At 41.5% G+C, this 23,199-nt stretch carries 21 protein-coding genes, 2 tRNA genes and 2 pseudogenes; 15 read left to right on the forward strand and 10 right to left on the reverse strand.

Features of this window, described 5'->3' with window-relative positions:
• The first annotated feature begins 141 nt into the window (after positions 1–141).
• From greB to ACG9ZB_RS01580, 5 genes and pseudogenes are all read left to right on the forward strand, one after another.
• Positions 142–636, forward strand: a complete 495-nt coding sequence (greB, locus tag ACG9ZB_RS01560; protein ID WP_419323638.1) for a transcription elongation factor GreB — start codon at positions 142–144, stop codon at positions 634–636.
• Between the two features lie 89 nt (positions 637–725).
• Positions 726–815 (forward strand) — tRNA-Ser (locus tag ACG9ZB_RS01565).
• A 220-nt stretch (positions 816–1,035) separates the two neighbouring features.
• Positions 1,036–1,125 (forward strand) — tRNA-Ser (locus tag ACG9ZB_RS01570).
• A gap of 571 nt (positions 1,126–1,696) precedes the next feature.
• On the forward strand, positions 1,697–2,275 hold the full coding sequence (locus ACG9ZB_RS01575; protein ID WP_419323640.1) for a TetR/AcrR family transcriptional regulator: 579 nt from the start codon (positions 1,697–1,699) through the stop codon (positions 2,273–2,275).
• Positions 2,272–3,175: pseudogene (locus ACG9ZB_RS01580) on the forward strand (DMT family transporter). Before ACG9ZB_RS01575 ends, ACG9ZB_RS01580 begins: the two are co-directional and overlap by 4 nt.
• Before the next feature lie 122 nt (positions 3,176–3,297).
• On the opposite strand, the gene ACG9ZB_RS01585 reads toward ACG9ZB_RS01580, so the two are convergent.
• Entirely contained in the window at positions 3,298–4,446 is a 1,149-nt protein-coding gene (locus ACG9ZB_RS01585) for a DUF1624 domain-containing protein (RefSeq protein WP_419323642.1), read from the reverse strand.
• Positions 4,447–4,617: 171 nt separating this feature from the next.
• Here ACG9ZB_RS01585 and ACG9ZB_RS01590 point away from each other — a divergent pair.
• From ACG9ZB_RS01590 to ACG9ZB_RS01600, 3 genes and pseudogenes are all read left to right on the forward strand, one after another.
• Positions 4,618–5,249 (forward strand): annotated as a pseudogene (locus ACG9ZB_RS01590) (TetR/AcrR family transcriptional regulator).
• A gap of 3 nt (positions 5,250–5,252) precedes the next feature.
• Entirely contained in the window at positions 5,253–6,230 is a 978-nt protein-coding gene (locus ACG9ZB_RS01595; RefSeq protein ID WP_419323644.1) for a zinc-binding dehydrogenase, read from the forward strand.
• 68 nt (positions 6,231–6,298) lie between these two features.
• Positions 6,299–6,652, forward strand: coding sequence for a DUF1304 domain-containing protein (locus ACG9ZB_RS01600; protein WP_419323646.1), 354 nt, complete (start codon positions 6,299–6,301; stop codon positions 6,650–6,652).
• Positions 6,653–6,730: 78 nt separating this feature from the next.
• Here ACG9ZB_RS01600 and ACG9ZB_RS01605 read toward each other — a convergent pair whose 3' ends face one another.
• The 3 genes from ACG9ZB_RS01605 to ACG9ZB_RS01615 all read right to left on the reverse strand — a co-directional run bounded on the left by ACG9ZB_RS01605 (position 6,731) and on the right by ACG9ZB_RS01615 (position 9,935).
• Positions 6,731–7,426: a pirin family protein gene (locus ACG9ZB_RS01605; RefSeq protein ID WP_419323648.1), complete on the reverse strand. Its 696-nt coding sequence runs from the start codon at positions 7,424–7,426 to the stop codon at positions 6,731–6,733.
• Between the two features lie 122 nt (positions 7,427–7,548).
• Positions 7,549–8,610, reverse strand: a complete 1,062-nt coding sequence (locus ACG9ZB_RS01610; RefSeq protein ID WP_419323650.1) for a hypothetical protein — start codon at positions 8,608–8,610, stop codon at positions 7,549–7,551.
• Positions 8,611–8,693: 83 nt separating this feature from the next.
• On the reverse strand, positions 8,694–9,935 hold the full coding sequence (locus ACG9ZB_RS01615) for a L,D-transpeptidase family protein (RefSeq protein WP_010327247.1): 1,242 nt from the start codon (positions 9,933–9,935) through the stop codon (positions 8,694–8,696).
• A gap of 202 nt (positions 9,936–10,137) precedes the next feature.
• Between ACG9ZB_RS01615 and hemE the strand changes: the two genes are divergently transcribed.
• From hemE to ACG9ZB_RS01640, 5 genes are all read left to right on the forward strand, one after another.
• A complete protein-coding gene (gene hemE, locus ACG9ZB_RS01620) occupies positions 10,138–11,208 on the forward strand; it encodes a uroporphyrinogen decarboxylase (protein ID WP_419323652.1) in 1,071 nt (356 codons plus the stop codon).
• 36 nt (positions 11,209–11,244) lie between these two features.
• On the forward strand, positions 11,245–12,042 hold the full coding sequence (locus tag ACG9ZB_RS01625; RefSeq protein WP_419323803.1) for a DUF817 family protein: 798 nt from the start codon (positions 11,245–11,247) through the stop codon (positions 12,040–12,042).
• Positions 12,043–12,188: 146 nt separating this feature from the next.
• Entirely contained in the window at positions 12,189–12,659 is a 471-nt protein-coding gene (locus ACG9ZB_RS01630) for a DUF3015 family protein (protein WP_279043631.1), read from the forward strand.
• A gap of 69 nt (positions 12,660–12,728) precedes the next feature.
• Complete coding sequence (locus ACG9ZB_RS01635) at positions 12,729–14,612, forward strand: DUF4105 domain-containing protein (RefSeq protein WP_419323654.1); 1,884 nt, start codon at positions 12,729–12,731, stop codon at positions 14,610–14,612.
• Positions 14,613–14,809: 197 nt separating this feature from the next.
• On the forward strand, positions 14,810–16,186 hold the full coding sequence (locus ACG9ZB_RS01640; RefSeq protein WP_419323656.1) for a diguanylate cyclase: 1,377 nt from the start codon (positions 14,810–14,812) through the stop codon (positions 16,184–16,186).
• Between the two features lie 56 nt (positions 16,187–16,242).
• Here ACG9ZB_RS01640 and ACG9ZB_RS01645 read toward each other — a convergent pair whose 3' ends face one another.
• The 3 genes from ACG9ZB_RS01645 to ACG9ZB_RS01655 all read right to left on the reverse strand — a co-directional run bounded on the left by ACG9ZB_RS01645 (position 16,243) and on the right by ACG9ZB_RS01655 (position 18,017).
• On the reverse strand, positions 16,243–16,602 hold the full coding sequence (locus ACG9ZB_RS01645; protein WP_125273255.1) for a cupin domain-containing protein: 360 nt from the start codon (positions 16,600–16,602) through the stop codon (positions 16,243–16,245).
• Positions 16,603–16,688: 86 nt separating this feature from the next.
• Positions 16,689–17,237: a GTP cyclohydrolase I FolE gene (gene folE / locus ACG9ZB_RS01650; RefSeq protein WP_171054237.1), complete on the reverse strand. Its 549-nt coding sequence runs from the start codon at positions 17,235–17,237 to the stop codon at positions 16,689–16,691.
• A gap of 93 nt (positions 17,238–17,330) precedes the next feature.
• Positions 17,331–18,017: a Smr/MutS family protein gene (locus ACG9ZB_RS01655; protein WP_419323658.1), complete on the reverse strand. Its 687-nt coding sequence runs from the start codon at positions 18,015–18,017 to the stop codon at positions 17,331–17,333.
• A gap of 163 nt (positions 18,018–18,180) precedes the next feature.
• Here ACG9ZB_RS01655 and ACG9ZB_RS01660 point away from each other — a divergent pair, with 163 nt between their 5' ends.
• Positions 18,181–18,327: a helix-turn-helix domain-containing protein gene (locus ACG9ZB_RS01660; RefSeq protein WP_419323805.1), complete on the forward strand. Its 147-nt coding sequence runs from the start codon at positions 18,181–18,183 to the stop codon at positions 18,325–18,327.
• 139 nt (positions 18,328–18,466) lie between these two features.
• Here the strand turns inward: ACG9ZB_RS01660 and trpC are convergent, their stop codons facing one another.
• From trpC to ACG9ZB_RS01675, 3 genes are read right to left on the reverse strand one after another with little or no spacing between them, the layout of a single operon-like run.
• Positions 18,467–19,273, reverse strand: a complete 807-nt coding sequence (gene trpC, locus ACG9ZB_RS01665) for an indole-3-glycerol phosphate synthase TrpC (RefSeq protein ID WP_419323660.1) — start codon at positions 19,271–19,273, stop codon at positions 18,467–18,469.
• A 16-nt stretch (positions 19,274–19,289) separates the two neighbouring features.
• Entirely contained in the window at positions 19,290–20,336 is a 1,047-nt protein-coding gene (gene trpD / locus ACG9ZB_RS01670; protein ID WP_419323662.1) for an anthranilate phosphoribosyltransferase, read from the reverse strand.
• A 16-nt stretch (positions 20,337–20,352) separates the two neighbouring features.
• On the reverse strand, positions 20,353–20,937 hold the full coding sequence (locus tag ACG9ZB_RS01675; RefSeq protein ID WP_005400479.1) for an anthranilate synthase component II: 585 nt from the start codon (positions 20,935–20,937) through the stop codon (positions 20,353–20,355).
• 843 nt (positions 20,938–21,780) lie between these two features.
• Here ACG9ZB_RS01675 and glnA point away from each other — a divergent pair.
• Positions 21,781–23,196, forward strand: a complete 1,416-nt coding sequence (gene glnA / locus ACG9ZB_RS01680; protein WP_005400480.1) for a type I glutamate--ammonia ligase — start codon at positions 21,781–21,783, stop codon at positions 23,194–23,196.
• The last annotated feature ends 3 nt before the right edge of the window (positions 23,197–23,199 follow it).

The raw sequence follows: 23,199 nt of genomic DNA on the forward strand, positions 1-23,199 counted from the left end.
TGTGCAATATTTTTTTGAAAAATGAAACATAAGGATTTAATTTAATTAAGGAATTTATTTTATAAACTTCTGTTGTGGAGAAATAAGAGATAAAATAAGCCTTTGTTGTAAATCAATGAGCAGATTTAGACGGCATTCATCATGAAATCAAACTTAATTACACGTGCAGGTCACGACAAATTGGTGGCGGAATTAAAGCAGCTTTGGCATGAAGAACGCCCTGAAATTACCAAGAAAGTAAACTGGGCGGCAAGCCTTGGCGACCGTAGTGAAAACGCGGATTATCAGTACAACAAACAGATCTTACGTAAGATTGATCGACGAGTTCGCTACTTGGGAAAACGCCTCGAAGAACTTCGTATTATCGACTTTTCTGAAGAGCAGGTTGGCAAGATTTATTTTGGGGCTTGGGTCGAAATTGAAAATGACGCAGGGGAACAAAAAACCTTACGCATCGTCGGGGTGGATGAAATTTATGATCATCACCCACAGCACATCTCCATCGACTCGCCGATGGCACGTGCTTTACTGTCCAAACAAGTCGATGATGAAATTGAAGTGTTGACGCCAACTGGAAAAAAACACTGGTATGTCAATTCAATTCGTTATGACAGACCTGAAAGTTCAGAGAACTAAAAGATTTTGTTTTAATTTTAGCCACTTGGTATGATTTTTGAAGAAAAGTATTTGCCAAGTAGATTGAATGTTTATATGATGTCGCCCATGGAAGCGTGGCAGAGCGGTTTAATGCACCGGTCTTGAAAACCGACGAGGGTGTGAGTCCTCCGTGAGTTCGAATCTCACCGCTTCCGCCAATTTCAAAAAACCCTGACTCAGTCAGGGTTTTTTTTATGCCTTTTTTAAATTAATTTCTAAAAGATGCCAGAGTTATCGCTCAATTTTCTGGCATATGTGGGCTGTAAAGTTAATATCTTATTGAGATTGAATATTTTTTAGCTGAATAGTGGCTTTTTGAAGGCCGTGAGATGAAAAATATTTGCCAAAAAATATTTTTATTTATATGATAGCGCCCATGGAAGCGTGGCAGAGCGGTTTAATGCACCGGTCTTGAAAACCGACGAGGGTGTGAGTCCTCCGTGAGTTCGAATCTCACCGCTTCCGCCAAATTATTTTTAAATACAAATTAAAACGAATCATTAATCGATAACCCAAGTTTAAGTTGGGCCATTACGTCAAGTAGTGTGGGGAACACCACATAAATCGGCAGTGATCAAATTCTAAAAAAAGCAGTCAGACCTTTTCTTGCTGCTTTTTTTATTTAAGGTATTGAAGTCTTCTTTTATAGTATTCAGCTATAGCTTGAGTTGTCCAACTCGATCCTTTTTTAGATTCACTATTCGTTTCAGACAAGCAATTATAGAGACTATGCAGTTGTACTGTGTAGCAGTCATTTTTGTAGATCAGTTTTTTAATTTCATCTGAGCGGTTTTGAGCACGCGTTGTTCAGCCTATATAGCAACTCATTGTATATAAGTTGGAACTACATATGCTGTGTAAAAGTATAGAGCGATTGTTCTGTTTCGCTTTTTATCCACCGCCATTGTAATGGGGTGATTGAAGGGTATTCTCCCGTATTTGATTCATCTGATATTTCCTCCATTAAATAAGCAAAGGTGACTTGTATATTTTTACAGATTCTATAAATTAGGTAGATCGGTCTACTTAGTTGAGTGTGATGAATACCAAAACTGCGAAACAGAAAATTTTAGATGCAGCCGCGATTTTGTTTTATAACGATGGCATCACCAGTACAGGGATTAATAGCATTACCGATAAGGCCAAAGTTGCTAAAATGTCCTTATATAATAATTTCGCGACTAAGGCTGACTTGATCACTTCTTATATAGAAGCACGGCATCAAGAGTGGTTAGATTTGTATGCGCTTCGAAACCAACAAGCCCATACCCCTATTGATAAAATTGTCGCGGTTTTTGAAGCCTATCAAGACCATGCCGAGTTTGCCTATGAAAAAGGCTTTCGGGGCTGTGGTTTGTTGAATGCTGCTGCTGAGTTCCCAGCGCACAGCGCCGAGCGCTTGGCTGTGAAAGCGCACAAGGATGAAATTGAAAACATTATCTCTACACAGCTTGCCCTTATCATTTCGGACGCAGACAAGGTCAAACAAATGGCTTTGTTGTTGTCTTTTATTCTAGAGGGATCGATTGCGCGAGCAGGCTTGGAAAGCTCGAGTGAAAAAGTACAAGCTGCAACAGCGATTGTGAAAATACTTTTAACACAGGAAATCAGTACGTGAATCAGTCTGTTTCTGCGGTATCAAATTATGGTTTTATCGCGGTGCTGTTCGCTGCTTTTCTATGGGGAACTACAGGGACGGTGGCATCCTTTGCACCTCATTTGAGTCCGCTGACAATTGGGGCTGCCGCGATGGGGGGGTGGTTTATTACAAGCACTGTTAGCACGTAAAAGTATCATCAGCCATCTGCCACACATCAAAGCCAATAGTGTGATGCTTGGTGTTGGTGTAATTTCCGTGTTTGTTTATCCTCTGGCTTTTTATTCGTCGATGCACTATGCGGGGATCACTATTGGCACGGTGGTTTCGATTGGCACAGCACAATTATTTACTGCGCTTTTAGAACAGGTATTTGACATAAAACCGCTTTCCATGGCGTGGTTGGTGAGTTTTGTTTTGGGGGTAACGGGGGTGGTATTGTTGTCTTTGGGAGAGTCGCATACTACAGCAAATACAGAAGGCTTATCTCAACATAGACAGATATTGGGTATCGGCTTGGGTGGAGTGGCAGGCTTAACTTATGCTTTATATTCTTGGGCTGCAAAAAGAATGATTGACCAAGGATTAGATGCAAAAGCCAGTATGGGACTGATTTTTGGACTCGGTGCTTTATTATTAATTCCAACTTTATGGATGACGGGCTCAAACTTGTTTGAAGAGAACATCAACCTGTATGTCGTTGGTTATATGATGCTTATTCCGATGTTTTTGGGTTATGTCTTATTGGGTTATGGTTTAAAAACCGTGCCTGCCAGTAAAGCCATTACCTTAACTTTATTTGAGTCTTTGGTGGCTGCGGTATTGGCAATTCTGTTGGTGGGAGAGCAAATTGCACCAATTGGCTGGTTCGGGATGTTGCTAATTTCAATCTGCTTAGCATTGCAGACTAAAGCAAAGTAAATTTTTTGCTTCAGACATTCGTTGGCGCATAAAGCATATTTGCCGAGTGTTGAGAAATCTGATGCCTAGTTGGACTAAGCATCAATCTTATTTCAGTGAAATGGGCTATACAGCTTAAACCCTTAAAGGTATTTAAGAATGCGAATGTGTTTGTTTTTATGTTTAAAGGCTGAAAATTTCAACATAAACGGATAAAGAGCCACAGTTAAAATAATCGAAATGAGCCAGAGGGTGGATACATGATCAACCCCGAAGTATTCGCCATGGGTCGTGCCAAATAGTGCGAGGGCAATGAGATAGAGGGCTTTAAGTGCATATAAATGGACGATATAAAAGAACATAGGTACGGAACCAAAGATAATCAAGGGTTTGATCCAAGGTTTACTTTCAACTTTTTGAAGTAACACCAACAGGACTAAGCCGAGCCCTACATTCCATAAAAAAAACAGCAGTGATGGCGGATATTTGGTCAGATTCATAAAACTCATAACAGTTTCAATATTGGTCGGCATGCTCGACCATGCTTGATCGCCATAGAGATTGATCATTCTTAAAACGATAAATAAGCTGATACTGGCAAGCCCGAAACCTAACAAGATTTGATTTCTTTTTGCGACATCGTATGTACTGTTAAATATGGTATGACCGATGCAATAGCCAAGGGTAATCACCCCAATCCAAGGCAGTACAGGGTAGGAGGTTCTAAAGCGAATCAGATCTCCAAATTTGATCCAACCACGTTCATGTAAAATAAACCACAGATTTTGCAGGATAGGTGTTTGTGAAAATGACACTTGATCCAGCGCATTATGTCCAAAAATAATGCTGAGACTGATCACCCAGAGCCATTTTTGCGATAGCCCAATCAGGCCTGCTAAAACCACCATACTCAGACCAATGGCCCAAATTATTTGTAAATAGATGACATCGGGCGGAAACTGTCCAGTCCAAGCGAAGTTGATAATGAACAGTTCGAGAAAAATCAGAAATAGACCGCGTTTGAGTAAAAATTCACGTGTCATTTGAACGCTGTTGTTTTTTGTTTGGTAAAGATAAGCCGATAAGCCTGTTAAAACCACAAAAACAGGGGCACATAAGTGAGCCAAGATTCGGCTAAAGAAAAGGGATTCTTCGGTTCCGGGAATCAGCATCGGGTCGGGGACTTGCTGGTGCAGATAAAAAGTTTCTCTGACATGGTCGACCATCATAATCAGAATAACCAATCCTCTGAGGGCGTCAATCGCTTGTAAACGTTGTGAAGGTGTAGACATAAGATGAATTAAAAATTAGCGTTATGGTATAATGTAACATTTATTTCAATCGTTTATATCTAAAATTTAATCAGCAAAATTTATATGTAATCCTATGATTCGAGATGAATTATCAAAGGTAGATGCATTATTTTATAGGCGACTGGTCTATTATTGATTTATAGTGTGGATATGAAACGATCAGACAAAAGCGAAGCAACACGACTACACATTTTAAATAGCAGTTTTCAACTGGTATTACATAAAGGTTTTGTCGGAGTGGGCTGACAGGAAATTCTAAAGAATTGTGATGTGCCGAAGGTTCATTCTATTACTACTTTACTTCGAAGGAGGCTTTCGGCTGTGCGCTACTCCAGCAGTATCTGGCCGATTATAAGGTCAAAATCGATCAGCTGATACAGCAAGAACAGCGAAGCGCCTATGCAAGCCTGATGGCACTTTGGCAAGCATGGATTGATAACTCATCACATATTGAAAGTGATGTTGAACATCATAGTGATGGGGGATGGGCGGAGAATTGTTTAATCGTCAAATTGGCAGCAGAAGTCTCAGATTTATCTGAAGATATGCGTCAGATTTTGAACTTCGGGATACGTAAGTTAACAGAATATATTTCGGGTCTAATCCAAGCCGGGCAGCAAGACGGTTCAATTCCAGTGTATATTGATGCTGAAAAAATGGCACAAACCATGTATCAATTGTGGTTAGGAGCAGCTTTATTGGCAAGACTGGCCCGAGATAAGCAACCCCTTTACCTCGCTTTGGAAACTACCCTACAACTATTACAGCCGATAAAGGAATAGCAAATGCAAAGTATTATTCATCACCATTTTGGTGAGCCTATTGACGTCTTGGAAGCTGCGGATATGCCGCAACCTGAATCGAAAGCGGGTGAAGTACGTATTAAAATGATTCTATCGCCAATGCATAACCACGATGTGTGGACAGTGCGTGGTAGTTATGGTTATAAACCGACACTGCCTGCAATTGGTGGCAGTGAAGCTGTGGGTGTGATTGATGCACTTGGTGAGGGTGTACAAGGCGTATCGGTAGGGCAGCGTGTCGCTGTTGCAGGGATTCATGGCAGTTGGGCTGAGTATTTTATTGCGCCAGCACATGGCATCGTGCCTTTAACTGATGCGATTGATAATGAAACAGCAGCGCAGTTGATTGGAATGCCGATCAGTGCACTGATGCTTTTAGATTTTATCGATTTACCAGCAGATTCGTGGTTGATTCAGAACACCGCCAATGGTGCGGTGGGTAAAACCGTGGCGATGATTGCAAAAGCGCGTGGTCAAAAGGTCATTCATTTGGTTCGCCGTACTGAGGCTGTAGCTGAAATGCAGGCCTTAGGCATTCAAAATGTGGTAGCAACAGACCAAACTGATTGGAAAGAACAAGTCAAAGCGATTCATGCAGATCAGCCACTGATTGCGGGTGTAGACTCCATTGGTGGTCAGGCCAGTGGTGAAATGTTGACTTTACTTAGCGAAAATAGTCTATTGGTTTCATTTGGTAGCATGACGGGTGAGACCATGCAGATTTCTTCGGGAGATCTGATTTTTAAACAAGCCACAGTCAAAGGTTTTTGGGCAAGTGTGGTGAATAAGCAATTGTCTGCTGAACGCAAAAAAGCGTTAATTGTGGAGTTATTGACGCTTGCTGCCCAGAAAAAGTTACTTCTGCCTGTTGAAGGCATCTTCAACTTTGCACAAATTAAAGATGCTGCACTGAAAGCAACGCAAGGCGCACGTCAGGGTAAAGTACTTTTGAAACCTTAAGCGTTTGCGACCCAGATCAGCTATGAAGCTGATCTAGCATCATTCATCAAAAAATAAGGATAAAGGGTATGATGGGACAAATTTTGATTGCTTTAATTGCACTGTTGCATGTGTATATTTTAGTTTTAGAGATGTTTTTATGGGATAAGCCCTATGGTTTAAAAGCCTTTGGTAATACGCCCGAAAAAGCGCAACTGACTAAAGTCATGGCGAAAAATCAAGGCTTATACAATGGTTTCTTGGCCGCAGGTCTATTTTGGGCGTTATGTGCACCTGAAACTTATGCACTGCCACTGGCCAATTTCTTTTTAGGCTGCGTTTTGGTTGCAGGGATTTATGGTGGCCTGACCGCCAGTAAGAAAATTATCTACATCCAAGCCTTACCTGCGGCTGTGGCGTTACTTGTGGTGAATTTTCTCTAAGCCAAAAGAAAAAACTGCTTGAGTTCTACATTAAAAAAGCCAACGTCTCGACGTTGGCTTTTTATTGTGAGTGATGACTTATTTGACTTCAGGCAAATCAAACCAAATCACTTGTGCATCTTCTAAAGATTTAACGTCGCTTGCTTCTAAGAACGCAATCGCGTCACCTGCATAAAGAGTATGTTCTGCAACTTGGATTGAACCTGAAATCACATGCACATAGTTAATATGCTGTGTAGCTTTAACTTGTAGCATTTGATCTTTTTCAATAACAGCTGTTTTGACTTCGGCATCTTGACGGATATGCATTGCAGCATTGTCATTTGGACCACAGATCACATGCCATTGATTTGGCTGCTCATGTGGATCAAGACGAATCTGTTGATAGGTTGGCGCTGCATCTCTTTGATTTGGGGTAATCCAAATTTGTAGTAAATGTACCGGCTCATCACCCTGATTCATTTCACTGTGCTGTACACCCTTACCTGCACTCATCAGTTGCCATTCACCTGCAGAAATACCGCCGTGATTGCCCATGCTGTCTTTATGGGTGATGGTGCCTTTGATCACACAGGTTAAGATTTCCATATTGTCATGGGGGTGTTGCCCAAAACCTTGATGACCCGCGATCACGTCGTCATTGATGACACGTAAAGCACTTACGCCCATATATTTAGGGTTATACCAACTACCAAAAGAAAAGCTGTGTTTAGACTCTAGCCAACCGATATTGACATGACCACGGTCTTGACTGCGATGAATGAAAGCATCCATTTTGAACTCCAATCTTATTTTTAATCTATGGAGTAATTTTAGCGTTTTATATTTATCGCTAAAATAGTGAATTTGCAATGTTGCGTTTCAATATTGAAATGATTAAATACAACATTGCAGCCTCAGTCTAAATCACAATACCGTATGCGGAAATCTTTCCAGACGTAGTTTTTGCCTTGTGCATATTCAGCTAAAAATTGTTGATGTAGCTTCGGCTGCTGTTGCATCCAGTTATTGCCCCATTTCACACCGAGCGGAGCCGCTTTGTCTTTAAAAACAAAATAGTCGTCAAGGCAAGTGCTGCTTTCAACGGAGAGGGGTGCATTTTGATCATCGAGATAATTTTCATAATTAATCGAGTTAGGTGAATTCTTTAAGAACACTTTGTCACTGGCAGTGAGCAGAATTTTTTGTTCAAAGTGCTTCAATTGACCTTGTTTGTATTCATAACGGGTTTCAAGGTTATAAGGATGCACGGTTTGGTAGTCGCCAGGAGACTTGGTACTGTATTCAAGTATTGCACTATTATAATCTGATAAGTCTTCATCCCATTTGGGGCCAAAACTCATTCCATCTTCAATGATTGGAGCCACAAATTGCACGCGGTGGAGCTGTTTGCCATTCGTGTCGATTTCAATAATTTCATAGCTGTATCGGTAGCGATTGTTGGTATAGATGGGGTTCATGGCCGCATTGGCTTTTAACTCTGTAGGGGTATAGGCATAGCGAGTACGAAAAATCAGCGCGAGATTTTTAACGACGGGCATAATCGAAAACAGCTCATGATCTTTGACTGTATTGTCGAGTTGAGGCTGTAGGGTGATTTTTGCTCGATTTTCAGCATAAGCCTCGCCTATGGAAAAAAACGCGGAGTGGGGCGGGTTTAAATAAAGCAGTTTAGGCTTTTGCCCCGTTCGAATCGCGTAATAGTGAATCGGAGATTTGCCTGTGATGACGTAATAGCGTGCATTCAAAAGTGGTTCTCTGAGACTATCTTGCTCCGGAATATATTGAGGATGGCGGATTTTTTCATGATCATCCAGACTGTCAAATGGATAGTCAGATTCCACCGCATAAGCAGAAGCATCCACGCTGGTCACGATTTCTTCATCTAATGCGGCAAAGCTATAAGTTGAGACAGATAGTAAGCAGGCCACGGGCAGTATTATTTTTAAAGCGTTCATCGTCATTTTTATGTTGTTGTAATTGAAAAAAAAGGTGCTCTCAAGAGAACACCTTTTATAGCGTAAATGCCTTAGAAAGCCAATTATTCTAAGAATTTAACCGTTACACCTGACTTCACTTTTTTGCCAAGATCATTGGCATCCCAGTTGGTCAAACGGATACAACCGTGTGATGCTGTTTTAGAAATAGCAGAAGGGTTTGGTGTACCGTGGATACCAAATGATTTTTTGCTTAAACCAATCCAGATATTCCCTACAGGACCATTCGGACCAGGTGGTAGAGAAAGTGGTTTTAAGTTTTTGCCTTGTACAAAGTTACTTGGTGAGTAGCTATACCAAGGATTTGGCGCAACACCAGTGACTTTATAAGTACCCGTTGGAGACGGAGTATCTGAGCTACCAATAGTTGCAGGGAAAGAACCGATCATTTGGTTGCGGCTGTTAAATAAATACAGCTGTTTTGCACCTTTGTGCGCAACGATCAAATGAATGTCTTCTGGCACTTCATTGCGGATATTGGCCACAATAATTTTTTCGCCCGCTTTTTTGAAGGTTGCTTTTGGATTTAACTTTTGTAAAAAGTCTTCATCCATATGGAACTTTTCACCCAGCATTTCAGTCACACGGGTGTAATACAAACCTTTCATTTTGGCTTGTAGTGCATAATCGCGTGGAATTGATGCGGCGTAAGGACCTTTTAAGTCTGCTTCCGTAATGGTGTATTCAATAAATGCAGGTTTAGAACCTTGGCTTGCAAGTAGAGCATCCCAAGTTTCTTTGGTTAAGGTACCTGTTGCTTTTAAACCGCTCATTTGCTGGAACGAAGCAATGGCTTTGAGGGTATTTTTACCGCTCATGCCATCAATTGCGCCCGGAGACGCATGCGCATTATTCAACATCACGTGAGCACGTGCATAGACAGGAAATTGGCCTTTACCAATATTGTCAAACCATTCTGCACTGTTTAAACCATTTAATGTCCACGATGCTTTTGCTGCAGCAGGATTGGTCGTCGTGGTGGTCGGTGCAGTAGTGGTTTTGCTTGGTGCAGCACCAACGTCAGCTGTTTTATCTTCAGATTGTTCAAGTTGATCTAAAGTTTGCGAAGCTTGGTTTAAGTCTGCTTGTTCTTTTGCTGTAATTTGACTATTTGCAACCGCAGTAGAAGCTGAAGCGACATCTGTTGCTAAAGGATCAATAGGATCTTGAACTGAAGTATCAATGATCTTTTTTGGCGTCAAGGGTTGTTCAGTAGTAGATGCAGCAAACGCTGTACCAGCAAGAATGCAACTTAAACTCATCGCGAGTATTGTGCGAACGAACATGTAATTCAACCTTAAGAATTATTCATTTACAAAGTAAAAACTAGTGAAGTATTACAGAAAAAAGATGAAGATGCAGTATTTGTTTTGTGTAAATATTCGTTTGCATCTTTGTCCTGATCGAATTTTAGTGTTATGAGAAGTTATTAAAAATTCGACCTTTTTGTTATGATGGTGAGCAAATTTAATTGAGATGGGAAAGTAAATGACGACGCTTAAAAATGATCGTTTTCTACGTGCTTTATTACGTGAACCTGTAGATACCACACCCGTCTGGATGATGCGTCAAGCAGGGCGTTATTTACCTGAATATCGTGCAACCCGTGCTCAAGCGGGTGATTTCCTTTCGCTGTGTAAAAATAATGAATTTGCTTGTGAAGTGACTTTACAGCCTTTACGTCGTTATGAGCTCGACGCTGCCATTTTATTTTCAGATATTTTAACTGTACCCGATGCTTTGGGTTTAGGGCTTTATTTTGAAGCTGGGGAAGGGCCTAAATTTCATAAAACGGTTCGTACTGAACAAGATGTGGCGAATTTACCTCAGTTTAATGCCGCGTCTGATCTCGACTATGTGATGAATGCAGTCAAGACGATCCGTTCAGCGCTTGGCGGTCAAGTGCCATTAATTGGTTTTTCAGGCAGTCCTTGGACGCTAGCAACTTATATGGTTGAAGGTGGTTCGAGCAAAGATTTCCGTTTCACCAAGCAAATGATGTATGCGCAACCTGAAGTTTTACATGCACTGCTCGATCGTTTGGCTGATGCGGTAATTGACTATCTAAATGCGCAAATTGATGCAGGTGCTCAAGCCGTACAGATTTTTGACAGTTGGGGCGGGGCGCTAGCACACCGTGAATATTTAGAGTTTTCTTTAAAATACATGCAAAAAATTGTTGCAGGTTTAAAACGTGAAAATGAAGGACGTAAAGTGCCTGTGATTTTATTCACCAAAGGTGGTGGTCAGTGGTTAGAGCCAATGGTGGCAACAGGGGCGGATGCTTTTGGTCTAGATTGGACGACACCATTAAATGTGGCTCGTCAAACGGTGGCTAGCCGTGCGGCACTGCAAGGTAACTTAGACCCTGCAACATTATATGGTTCGCATGAGGCCATTGTGAAAGCCACCAAAGCCATGTTAGATGACGCTTATGCAGGCGGTGAGAAAACGGGTTATGTTGCAAACTTAGGGCATGGGATTACTCAGTGGGTTGATCCTGAAAATCCGAAAGCCTTTATTGATACTGTGCATGAATACAGTACCAAATATCTCTAAGTTTCACAGCTTCAATTCAATTAGGATTCATGCGTGATCACGATTTTAAAATCATGTTTTGAGTTCTCATCTAAGGCAGTTTCGGCTGCCTTATTTGGGATATTACTGTTATTGGCTTTTGCGTTCACAGCCAGTATGGGGGATCAGGAATATTTCGGCTTTTTCCGTTATGACTATCTATTGTTTTATGCCGTACTGATTCAGGTATGTCTACTGTATTTAAAACTTGAGTCTTGGGCCGAAGCTAAAGTGATTGCATTATTTCATGTGATGGCAATGGTGATGGAAATCTTTTTGACCCATCCGCAAATTGCGTCTTGGCAATATCCGCATCCCGCCGTGTTTAAAATTCTCACTGTGCCCTTGTTTGCAGGTTTTATGTATTCGGCTGTGGGCAGTTTTTTTGCGCGCTCATTACGTCTCTATCATGTTTCTTTTCAGCACTTGCCCCGTTTTTCAGCCATGTTAACCTTGGCGATGTTGTCTTATATCAACTTTATGTCCAAATTTTTTGTTCCCGATATTCGCTATCTGTTGTTTGCATGGAGTGTAGTGCTGTTTTGGAAAACCAAGATTGGCTTTGAATTACAGCAGCACCGTTTTCAACTGCCGATGTTACCCGTACTTTTACTATTGGCCTTTATTATTTGGATTGCGGAAAATATCAGTACGTTTTACCAAATCTGGCTGTACCCAAGTCAAGTCGATGTATGGCATATAGTCGGTTGGGGGAAGTTGGGTTCTTGGTATTTATTGCTACTGCTCAGTCTGGTGTTGGTGCTAAAAATTTTAGGGAAACGAGACTTACGTGGCAGTTGGTCCTTATACCGCTAAAGTACGTTTTTAAATATTCACTTCACTTTAGTATAAATTGTTTTGCGTTATGCGTTTGTTACCGCTATCTTACAAGGGTGTAGCTCAAAATACACACAATAGGAACAATAAAAATACTCGGAGATAATCGAGTCTGGAGAAACCTTATGTTGAAAAAAATGGCATTGGCTGCAGTTTTGGCTGTTGGTTCTACTGCTGCATTTGCAGATAAAGATGTCGGTTGTGGTATTGGTTCACAAATTTGGGCTGGCCAGTCTGGTAAAGTCGCTAAAATTTTAGCGGGTACAACCAATGGTCTTTTTGCTAACCAACTTTTCGGTATTACCTTTGGTACTTTAGGTTGTAGCGGTACGGGTACTGTGACTGCTCAGGCAGTAACATTTACCAACGAAAATGCGGAAGCATTGGCGCGTGATATGGCAGTCGGTGAGGGCGAAAGTCTAAATGTACTGGCTGAATTACTGAACATCCAGTCTGAAGATAAAGCACGTTTCTTTGAAGTGTCTAAACAAAACTTCGCAAAAATCTATTCAGCTGAAAACCAAGATGCGCTTCAAGTATTAGCATCTTTACAAGCAGTCATGGCAACGGATAGCGTATTAAAAGCATACGTTTAATTGCAGCATAAAACCCTGCCATTCAGGCAGGGTTTTTCATATCTAAAAAAGAAGAATAGCTAACACTGCATGAAATCTGTTGTCCTCCTCTCAAGTGTGCTATTCAGCACCAGCATCTTTGCTCAAGCACCTAGCTCAGCCGAGTTTTATATTGAAAAAGCACACCAACTGAAGCTAGCCTCAAATGTGACGTGGCAACGTTTGATGTATGCCAGTGTCTCAGGACAAAGTGAAGTCACTTATCGCCCATTTTTTTATAGTGAACATGGACAAACCCAGCTCAAACAAGAGCTTGATGCCAATATTGCAGCACTTTTTACCCCAGCCGAAGCCAATCAATCGATTCAGTGTCGCTTTCCGGCACGTTCAAAATGGCTCATAGGGCAACTGAATATTGCATCAAACCAACTGCCTAAAGCCTTATGTCCTGAGCTGGATGAGTGGCTTGGGCAAATTAAGCCGTATAAGGCGACTTTAATTTACGCCACGGACTTTATGGGCAATCCCAGTTCGATGTTTGGGCATACACTGTTAAGGCTCGATCCTAAAGACCAAAAACAGCTGAACTTAGTCTCTTATGCCGTGAATTACGCAGCGACAGTGGCCAATAGTGACAGCTTTTCTTTTGCATGGAAGGGCTTAACCGGGCAGTACCCAGGTGAGTACTCACTCATGCCGTACTATCGAAAAGTGAAAGAATATGGTGATTTGGAAAGCCGCGATTTGTGGGAGTACGAGTTAGCCCTGACGCCAGAAGAAACCAAGACAATGGTTGAGCATATTTGGGAACTCAAGCATGTGCAATTTCCTTACTATTTTATCAATGATAACTGTGCCTATCGTTTACTGGGTTTAATTGATTTGGTACGGCCAGAGGTCAACCTACAAAAACAATTTAAAACCGCTGCGATTCCTGTTGAGACTATTAAGGCGGTCGATGAAAACCATCTAATTGCAGAAAGTGTTTACCGTCCAGCTTTAGAAACTCAATTGTTGGCACAAGCCAAACAACATGGTCAAGCTTTGGCAGCGTCTGCGCATCAGGTTGCGCAACTTGAACCTGCTCAAATGCAAGATTATTTGAATCGCTATGCTTTGGTGGATCAGGCACGTATTTTAGAAATGGCCTATGACCATGTGTATTTACAGTTAATTGCACAAAAGATTGCGGCAGAAGACGCCCAACCGCGTATTCGACAACTGCTGGGTTTGCGGAGTCAGATTGACTTGGAAAAGCAGCGTCAAGTGGTCGAAGCGCCAAAAGTAGATCCGGTAAAAGGTCATCATGCGCGAACTATTCAGCTTGAAGCAGGTGAAATACAAGGTGACACTTATTTCCGACTGAGTCATCGTCAAGCCTACCATGACTTGATTGACCCGCAAGGCGGTTTCCGTTTGGGTACGCAGCTTAAGTTTCTAGATGGTAGCCTAGAATATCGCGATGATCGATTAAAACTGCAAGAACTAAATGTGCTGGAGGTCAATGCCTACAGTCCACTGACTGCCTTTAAAACACCATTAAGCTGGGGTTTTAACATGGGTTGGCAACAAGAGGCACTAGATAGAGATAGTGCATTTAGTGAACAAGATCAACACGGTGTATTAAATCTATCCAGTCAGTTTGGCTATAGTGTGGCAGATCAGGCGCGTCAACATTTATGCTATGCACAATTGCAAAATCATGTTCAAGCAGGCAAAGCTTTAGACCGAGGTTGGCGCGTGGGACTTGGACCAACGGCTGGCTGTCAAAATATCTGGAGCGAACATATCAATAGTTTGGTACAGGTCGAGCTGCCATATTGGGAAGATAGCCATCAATGGCAAGTCAGACTGAATACTCAGTTGCAATATTTATTCAATCAGCAAAATGCATTGAGGCTTCATTGGCAGTATCAACAGCAAAAAGGCAAAGATTGGGATCAGACGGGTTTGAGTTATATTCATTTCTTTTAGTTCGTTCCTCTTTTCAACGCCCCATTAATGGGGCTTTTTTTTATGAAAGTCATTGCTGTTAAAACAACCAAACGTGAGCCTTACTTTTTATAAAGCGCTGAAAATGAAAGCTGATGGTGAAAATAAGTATTGAAATTTGTTATATTAATCACATAAATGTCTAGTAAGTCTCAAAAATATATAAATAGGTAAGTTTTATGAATGATGAATGCATGGCTAAATTGGCCGAGCAGTGGGGGAAAATTTGCCAACATTATTCAGTGAATGATCACGTTAAAGCGCAAAATTTTATTCAGCAGCATTCGTCTGTATTGGTCAATGAATTTTATAGCAATATTGTCTTGGAGCCTGAGGCTGCAGATTTTTTTAAAGATGACATCATTCAACAACGTTTAAAAAAGAGTTTAAACCAATGGCTCATTGAAAATTTCGACGTGGCTGTGAATGAAGCTTATTATGCAGCAGTTGAAAAACAACAAAAAGTGGGACAGGTGCATGCGCGGGTGGGCATTCCTTCTTGGTTGATCATGCGCGGTATTCGTGAGATTGAGAACAAAATCTTGGAACTCTTGGCTGAACTTCCGCTAGAAAATAACCACCACATGCTAAGTTATATGCTGCAAATTATGGGTTTTGCGACAGAAATTATGTGCAGATCCTATGAAGCCAATACTGAGCGGAGCCATGAGGTTAAGCATAGCTATCGTTTATTTTCTGCAATGCAAGATGTCGCAGTACAAAAAGATAAGCAGCGCAGCATTTTGCTCGACTGGGAAAATGAGTTGATGTTCAAAGTCTTCTCCGAGCATCCGCAGTTGCAACATATTGCTTTGTCTAAGTCGGAATTTGGTCTATGGTTTGTGCATAAAGCAGCGTATGCCTTTACGGGTGCAGAGCAGGTGGAGACCATTATCAGGCTGATTCAACAGGTCGATACCCTCAATTTTGACGTGCTCGACTGTCAGGATCAGACTCAGAAAGTTGAACGCATTCAAGAAATTCGTGACGTGAATCGACAGATTCAGCATTTGGTCGATCAACTATTTCAAGTGACTGAATATATAGACTCAGGTAATGACTCTCTGACTCAATTGTTAAACCGTCGTTATTTAAGTACGATTGTGTCGCGTGAAATTAATTTTGCCCGTAAAAATGATGCAGCGCTGAGCCTATTGGCAATCGACGCAGATTATTTCAAACGTATCAACGATAAATATGGGCATACCGCAGGGGATTTGGCACTGCGTTTTATTGCTGAAGTCTTGTTGGATGTAGCGAAGGGCAGTGACTATGCCTTCCGTGTCGGTGGCGAAGAGTTCTTATTGTTGTTGGTGGATAGTGATCTCACGCGTGCTTTACAAATCGCTGAAACGATTCGCATGCGGGTACAGGAAACTCCAATTCGTACCGCTCATGGGCAAAATTTTAGTTTTACCGTCAGTATTGGTTGTACGGTTTATAATGGTCATCCTGACTATCAGCGCTTTTTAGACACTGCCGATTCGGCACTCTATGCAGCCAAAAATAAAGGGCGTAACTGTATTCATGTGACTGAAAAAGTTCTGAGTGTTTAAATCTCAGACTTAAACACGAACTGTTCTAAGTCGTTTCAATTCGGTTGTTGAGGTTTTTATACCTCAACAATCACATAGTATTTTTTTACAGCTTCAATCACTTCAAATGTGCCGATAAAACTCGGTGGAATAATTCCTGCCTGGCCTGCTTTGACTTCAATGAAGTTTTGAGTGTGGGCATCATGAATACGGATGCAGCCTTCCATCACTTGAAAGAATTCTTGTTTGTTGTCAGCAAATTGAATATTCCATGAGCCAACTTCACAGTGCCAAATCCCGCAGCCCATGTGTGGGTGTTCATATAGACTATAGGTCTGGCGCTGTGGGTTACCTTGAACCAAACGGTCTGGACGTGGAAAATCAATACTCTGTTCGCCTTGGGTCAAACCATGACCTGCTAACCAAATTGCTGACATTGCGTATTCCTCTAAACAAAAAATAAATCGTTCAATGATATATGCATAAAAAAAGCCCCAACAGAGGTTGAGGCTTCATGTTTCAATTAATAGCTTTCAGGGACGGCACTTAAAAACTCACGACGCTCTTCTTTATTGGTTTTAAAGTCACCAATAAAGGAAACGGTACGAGTAGTCGATTCTTGCTTGCCGACGCCGCGCATCATCATGCACATATGTGCCGAATCAATCATGACTGCCACACCGCGTGCACCTGTCACTTCTGCAACCGCTTCTGCAATCTGCTGGGTGAGGTTTTCTTGAATCTGTAGACGACGTGCAAACATTTCGGTGATGCGTGCAAATTTAGAAAGTCCAAGGACATTGCCTTCAGGTAAATACGCAATATGTACGCGACCATAGAAAGGTAATAAATGGTGTTCACAGAGTGAATAAAATTCGATATTTTTAACCAGCACCATTTCACGGTTGTCCGATGGGAACACCGCATTATTGGTCACTTCTTCTAAGCTTTTGCTATAACCAGACGTTAAATACGAAAAAGCTTTAGCAGCACGCATAGGCGTATCGAGGAGACCTGGACGGGTTAGGTCTTCACCAACGGCAGTTAAGATGTTAGCGTAGGATTGCTGCATAGACATAAGACGTGTTCACTTACACTGATATTGAACAAGGACGGCATTGTAGCAGAAAACTATTCCAATGCCTTATTTTGGACAAAAATCCGATTACTGTTTAAACTTTGGGTTCTTTTCAGCACGTTTTAGCAACACTAAAACTGCACCTGTACCACCTTGCTTCTCTGGTGCACTCACAAAAGCCAGCACATCGCGGTGTTGACGCAGCCAACTATTCACATAGGTTTTTAAAATGGCTTCCGGACCTTTGCCGTGTACAATTTTAATGACATTTTGATTTTCATCTTTGGCCATTTGAATGACTTGTAAAACTGCGACACGGGCTTCTTCAACGGTGCAACCATGCAAGTCGACTGCTTCAAACCAACGGATGTTACCCGCTTTTAAATCTTCAAATACTTTGTGTTGCAGCGTAGCAATGCGATAACTGAGCGCGGCTTGGCTCGCTACAGGGTTGAGCATCGCTTGAGTATCGGACAGCTCAGTTGCATCGGTATACATTGGGCCTTCAGCTGCTGCACGTTTTGCTAAAGTTTGTGCATCGATTTTTTTCTTTGGATTTTTTTCTATTTTGGCAATGTTCGCAGTCTCCATCTTTTGGACACCTTGCATTTGTTTTTGAAACAACGCGAAATCATCTTCTGGCTCGGGTGGAGCAACTTGAGCTTGGGCCTCAGACTGTTTGATGGCAGTCGAATGCGGATTGGTGATTTGCTTTTTAAAGTCTTTCAGTAAATTAAACTGTTCTTTAGAAAGCGATGAATCATGTTTGCTCATAGTGTCAGAAAAATACGCAAAATAAGAAATTAGGCGATAATTATAGTCTGATTTTCCCTATATTTGAACTGAATTGCATCATGCATAGAGGGTTGTATAAACTGAAAGCAGTGTTGAAGCTTTGATCGGCAGTTCTGGGCTTGAGGCCTTATAGAAACGTGAAATCCAAATTTTAGAAAAATTAAGCCGTGGCGGTACCGATGCTGAAATATCGGAGTCGATTTTTTTATCGATCAACACGGTGAAATGGCATCTGCGTAAAATCTATAACAAGTTGCAGGTCCGCTCTCTAATCGAAGCGGTGAATTAGGCCAAGAAGCAGGGCTTAATTGAGTGATTTAAGATTGAATTTTTTATATGTTACTGTTTAACGAGATCTTCAACGGCTTTTTGAAAGGACATATCACACAGTATTCAGGGTAAGAGCATGCCTTACCCTGAATATGCCATTAAAATGATTTAGGTGTTCCAAACAGCTCGGTAAAGGCGTGATCTGGACGCGGCTGCTTCATAAAACTTTCACCGACCAAGAAGGCATGAATGTCATGCTCTTGCATCATTGCAACATCCGCTGGGGTCGCAATTCCACTTTCTGTGACCAGTAGACGAGATGGTTCAAGCAGTTTTTTCAAACGAATCGAGGTGTTTAAGTCCACATCAAAGGTTTTTAAGTTGCGGTTATTGACACCCAATACGCAACGTTCAGATAGACGCAAAGCACGTTCAAGTTCTGCTTCATCATGTACTTCAACCAAGACATCTAAATTCTGTTCAAAAGCCGTTTTAGACATTTCTTCGAGTTGTTGATCGGACAAGCATGCCACAATCAGAAGAATACAGTCCGCATGTAAAGCACGTGCTTCAATCACCCCATAAGGGTCAATCAGAAAGTCTTTGCGTAATGCAGGCAGGGCACAGTGAGAACGTGAAATTTGAATATTCTCATCGGCACCTTGGAAAAAATCGACATCGGTTAAAACCGATAAACATGCAGCACCCGCAGCTTCATATTGCTGTGCGATTTCAGCAGGATCAAAGTTTTCACGAATGATGCCTTTAGATGGTGATGCTTTCTTAATTTCAGCGATCACACCCGGTTGTTTGCTTAGTAAAGACTTTGCAAAACCACGTACAGGAGTTGCCTCAAGTGCCCATTCTTCAACATCTTTATAGCTACGTTGTTTGAGGCGTTTAGCAAACTCTTCCTGCTTGCGATCCACAATTTTGCCTAAAATCGTATTTGCGATATCTACCATGACAAAATCCTGTCTATCAAGCGTCGTATTGTTTAAGGGTTTTGCTGAATTCAGCAAGGATACTCATCTTTTCTAAAGCTTGTCCGCCGTAGATGATGTCATGTGCTAAAGCCACGCCTTGTTTATAACTGGTACAAAGTCCAGAGACATATAAACCAGCCCCTGCATTTAAAGCAATCATATTGGCTGCTTTTTCGCCTTTATCCGATTTGTTTTTACCTAATCCATCTTTGATTAAGCTTAAACTTTCAGCAGAATTTTGAATGATTAAACCTGTTAAAGTTTGCGATTCGATCCCAACATCTTCAGGTTGAATCTCCCATTCGGTGACTTCACCATTTTTGAGTTCAGCCACATAGGTGCTTGATGCAAGGCTAATTTCATCTAAACCATCTTTAGAATGAACCACCATGACATGTTCTGCGCCCAGTTGTTTCATCACTTCTGCAATAGGACGGCACAATTCAGTCGAAAACACCCCAATCACTAGACGTTTTACTCCAGCCGGATTCGTAAGCGGGCCAAGTAAATTGAAAATACTGCGAATGCCTAATTCACGACGTGGGCCAACCGCATATTTCATCGCTTTGTGATGATTCGGGGCAAACAAGAAACCGACACCCATTTCACGAATACAGCGTTCAGTTTGTTGCATGTTCAAGTCAAGTTGGATGCCTGCTTGTTCTAACAAGTCCGAGGAACCCGATTTGGTTGAAACACCACGGTTACCATGTTTAGCAATGGTTGCACCTGCTGCTGCAATCACAAAAGCAGATGCAGTCGAGACGTTAAATAAGTTCTGACCGTCACCACCTGTACCGACGATGTCGACTAAATAAGGCACATCACTGACATCAATTTTGATGGCAAACTCGCGCATGACACGAGCCGCTGCGGTAATTTCATCAATACTTTCACCTTTTAAGCGAAGACCCATCATCAGTGCACCAATTTGGGCATCTGTTGCTTCACCATTCATGATGGTGCGCATGACGTCTTCCATTTGCGGCTGCGTCAACTCAATGTTTTTAGTGATGTTATTTAAAGCTTGTTGCATATTCATTTTTCACTGCACTCATTTATGCGTAAATTTCTAAAAAGTTCTTAAAGATTTGATGGCCATGCTGACTCAAGATTGATTCTGGGTGAAATTGCACGCCTTCAACGGCAAGCGTCTTATGCTTTACACCCATGATTTCTTCAATTGAGCCGTCGGCTTCATTGGTCCAGCAAGTCACTTCTAAGCATTCAGGCAAGCTTTCTTGATCAATCACAAGTGAGTGATAACGCGTTGCTGAAAATGGAGAAGGGAGATTGCTAAAAATGCCTTTATTTGAGTGGTGCATGTCAGACAGACGCCCATGCATCACTTTTTTGGCACGAATGATTTCGCCGCCAAAAGCCTGACCAATGGCCTGATGTCCTAAGCACACCCCTAATAATGGAATTTTTCCAGCAAAATGCTGAATGGCTGGAATGGAAATTCCTGCTTCCGAAGGTGAGCATGGGCCAGGGCCAATCACAAGATACTTAGGTTGCCATCGCTCAATATCTTCCAATGTCACGGCATCATTACGTACTACTTTTACTTCTTGATTTAACTCGCCAAAATACTGGACGATGTTGTATGTAAAAGAGTCATAGTTGTCGATCATTAAAAGCATGAGCTTAACCTATTGAAATTTATGCACATAAATGTGCGTGAAGAGTCCTATGGTATTCGTGCGTTTACATTATAAAGCTATAAGTAAATTATTTTTCTCATTCAATGACTTGAATGGAGGCACAAAACCGAAATTATCATAGCAAAAAATACACAGCTAGGGCGCGACATTTTTTTGTGGGTCTAAAAATTACAATGGGTTTTGTTACTAACTGATATAGAGTTTATGAATATCTCAGATTCAAATTCTAATGAGAAGCCTCGTGGACTATGTGTAAATGTCATGAAGCATGCATATTCAATGAATATAAAAAGAATATCTTCTGATGTTGTGAGCCAAAAACTCACCAAATATCACCAAAACAGAGCATCTTTTTTTGCTTGCTCACATCTGAGATGTCGGCTTTATATTTAGTTTGAAAGGAGAGGTTTTTTATTTTTTGAAAATCAAATAAAAACAGTTAATTACGCTGCTTATATTTGATTTCAGGTATATCGCTCGCCGTGATATGAGGTGTGGAAGTCAAATCAAGGCGAAAATAACAGCTTAAACAGCGCTCTAATTTATAAAAAACGGGTGTAAATCGACCCGTAATATTTAAAAATGCACCATTATGATCCACACTCAAAATCTTTTAGATTAAATGTGAAGAAGCGTGCTTGAATATGGTGCATTTACTTTTTAGCTCAGTATAATAGAGCCAAAGCAAACAGCTTAAAACTGTTATTCTGATAATGAATTCAATATTTTAGCTAAGCTTTTTAAAGTTGGTACGGTAATTGCTTTAGAACAACCAACTACTAACACGCACTAAAGAGTGCAACAAAAATTCATCGGAGCAAAATGAGCATGGCGAACAAGGTCCTACAACTCATCCAAGAAAGTGGCGCAAAATGGGTCGATTTCCGTTTTACGGATACTAAGGGTAAAGAACAACACGTAACTTACCCAGCAGATACTATCGACGAAGATACTTTTGAAGACGGTAAAATGTTTGATGGTTCTTCTATTGCTGGTTGGAAAGGCATTGAAGCATCTGACATGATCTTACGTCCAGATGCTGCAACTGGTTTTATCGACCCGTTCTTCGCTGAGCCTACAGTAGTTGTTACTTGTGACGTTATTGAGCCATCAACAGGTCAAGGTTATGACCGTGACCCGCGTTCGATTGCTCGCCGTGCTGAAGAATACCTAAAATCGACAGGTATTGGTGATACTGCATTCTTTGGTCCAGAACCAGAATTCTTCGTATTTGACGAAGTAAAATGGGAAATTGATATGTCTGGCGCGCGCCATACATTGATTGCTGAAGAAGCTGCTTGGTCAACAAACAAAGATTACGAAGGCGGAAACTCTGGTCACCGTCCACGTGTTAAAGGTGGTTACTTCCCAGTTCCTCCAGTTGATTCTTCACATGACATGCGTGCTGATATGTGTGCGCGTATTGAAGACATCATGGGCCCAGGTCGTGTAGAAGTACACCACCACGAAGTTGCATCTTGCCAATTAGAAATTGGTGTAAGCTTCAACACAATGGTTCGTAAAGCTGACGAAGTACAACAGTTCAAATATGCGGTTTGGAACGTTGCACACCAATATGCTAAAACTGCGACTTTCATGCCTAAGCCAATGGTTGGTGATAATGGTTCTGGTATGCACGTTCACATGTCTATCTCTAAAGATGGCAAGAACTTGTTTGCTGGTGATGAATACGCTGGTCTTTCAGAAATGGCGCTTTACTTCATCGGTGGTGTAATCAAACACGCTCGTGCATTGAACGCAATTACGAACCCTTCTACAAACTCGTACAAGCGTTTAGTTCCACACTTCGAAGCGCCGATTATGTTGGCATACTCAGCACGTAACCGTTCTGCTTCTATCCGTATTCCTTACGTTTCTAGCCCTAAAGGCAAACGTATCGAAGCTCGCTTCCCAGATCCAATGATGAACCCGTACTTAGGTTTCGCAGCATTGTTAATGGCGGGTCTTGACGGTATCCAAAACAAGATTCACCCAGGTGAAGCAGCTGATAAAAACTTATACGACCTTCCTCCTGAAGAAGAAGCGAAAATCCCTACAGTTGCGCACAGCCTAGATATGGCGCTTGAAGCGCTTCAAGCGGATCATGAGTTCCTTCTTAAAGGTGGTGTATTCACTAAAGAAATGCTTGATGCATATATCGAACTTAAAACTGAAGAAGTGCGTCGCTTGAACACGACAACTCACCCAGTTGAATTTGATATGTACTACAGCTTGTAATTC

It is taken from the genome of Acinetobacter johnsonii (assembly GCF_048551975.1).
Classification (GTDB): domain Bacteria; phylum Pseudomonadota; class Gammaproteobacteria; order Pseudomonadales; family Moraxellaceae; genus Acinetobacter; species Acinetobacter johnsonii_A.

Bases quoted from the DNA above. Each gene is read 5' to 3' on its own strand.
- greB (WP_419323638.1), top strand. From the start codon at position 142: ATGAAATCAAACTTAATTACACGTGCAGGTCACGACAAATTGGTGGCG.
- ACG9ZB_RS01575 (WP_419323640.1), top strand. From the start codon at position 1,697: ATGAATACCAAAACTGCGAAACAGAAAATTTTAGATGCAGCCGCGATT.
- ACG9ZB_RS01585 (WP_419323642.1), bottom strand. From the start codon at position 4,446: ATGTCTACACCTTCACAACGTTTACAAGCGATTGACGCCCTCAGAGGA.
- ACG9ZB_RS01595 (WP_419323644.1), top strand. From the start codon at position 5,253: ATGCAAAGTATTATTCATCACCATTTTGGTGAGCCTATTGACGTCTTG.
- ACG9ZB_RS01600 (WP_419323646.1), top strand. From the start codon at position 6,299: ATGATGGGACAAATTTTGATTGCTTTAATTGCACTGTTGCATGTGTAT.
- ACG9ZB_RS01605 (WP_419323648.1), bottom strand. From the start codon at position 7,426: ATGGATGCTTTCATTCATCGCAGTCAAGACCGTGGTCATGTCAATATC.
- ACG9ZB_RS01610 (WP_419323650.1), bottom strand. From the start codon at position 8,610: ATGAACGCTTTAAAAATAATACTGCCCGTGGCCTGCTTACTATCTGTC.
- ACG9ZB_RS01615 (WP_010327247.1), bottom strand. From the start codon at position 9,935: ATGTTCGTTCGCACAATACTCGCGATGAGTTTAAGTTGCATTCTTGCT.
- hemE (WP_419323652.1), top strand. From the start codon at position 10,138: ATGACGACGCTTAAAAATGATCGTTTTCTACGTGCTTTATTACGTGAA.
- ACG9ZB_RS01630 (WP_279043631.1), top strand. From the start codon at position 12,189: ATGTTGAAAAAAATGGCATTGGCTGCAGTTTTGGCTGTTGGTTCTACT.
- ACG9ZB_RS01635 (WP_419323654.1), top strand. From the start codon at position 12,729: ATGAAATCTGTTGTCCTCCTCTCAAGTGTGCTATTCAGCACCAGCATC.
- ACG9ZB_RS01640 (WP_419323656.1), top strand. From the start codon at position 14,810: ATGAATGATGAATGCATGGCTAAATTGGCCGAGCAGTGGGGGAAAATT.
- ACG9ZB_RS01645 (WP_125273255.1), bottom strand. From the start codon at position 16,602: ATGTCAGCAATTTGGTTAGCAGGTCATGGTTTGACCCAAGGCGAACAG.
- folE (WP_171054237.1), bottom strand. From the start codon at position 17,237: ATGCAGCAATCCTACGCTAACATCTTAACTGCCGTTGGTGAAGACCTA.
- ACG9ZB_RS01655 (WP_419323658.1), bottom strand. From the start codon at position 18,017: ATGAGCAAACATGATTCATCGCTTTCTAAAGAACAGTTTAATTTACTG.
- trpC (WP_419323660.1), bottom strand. From the start codon at position 19,273: ATGGTAGATATCGCAAATACGATTTTAGGCAAAATTGTGGATCGCAAG.
- trpD (WP_419323662.1), bottom strand. From the start codon at position 20,336: ATGAATATGCAACAAGCTTTAAATAACATCACTAAAAACATTGAGTTG.
- ACG9ZB_RS01675 (WP_005400479.1), bottom strand. From the start codon at position 20,937: ATGCTTTTAATGATCGACAACTATGACTCTTTTACATACAACATCGTC.
- glnA (WP_005400480.1), top strand. From the start codon at position 21,781: ATGAGCATGGCGAACAAGGTCCTACAACTCATCCAAGAAAGTGGCGCA.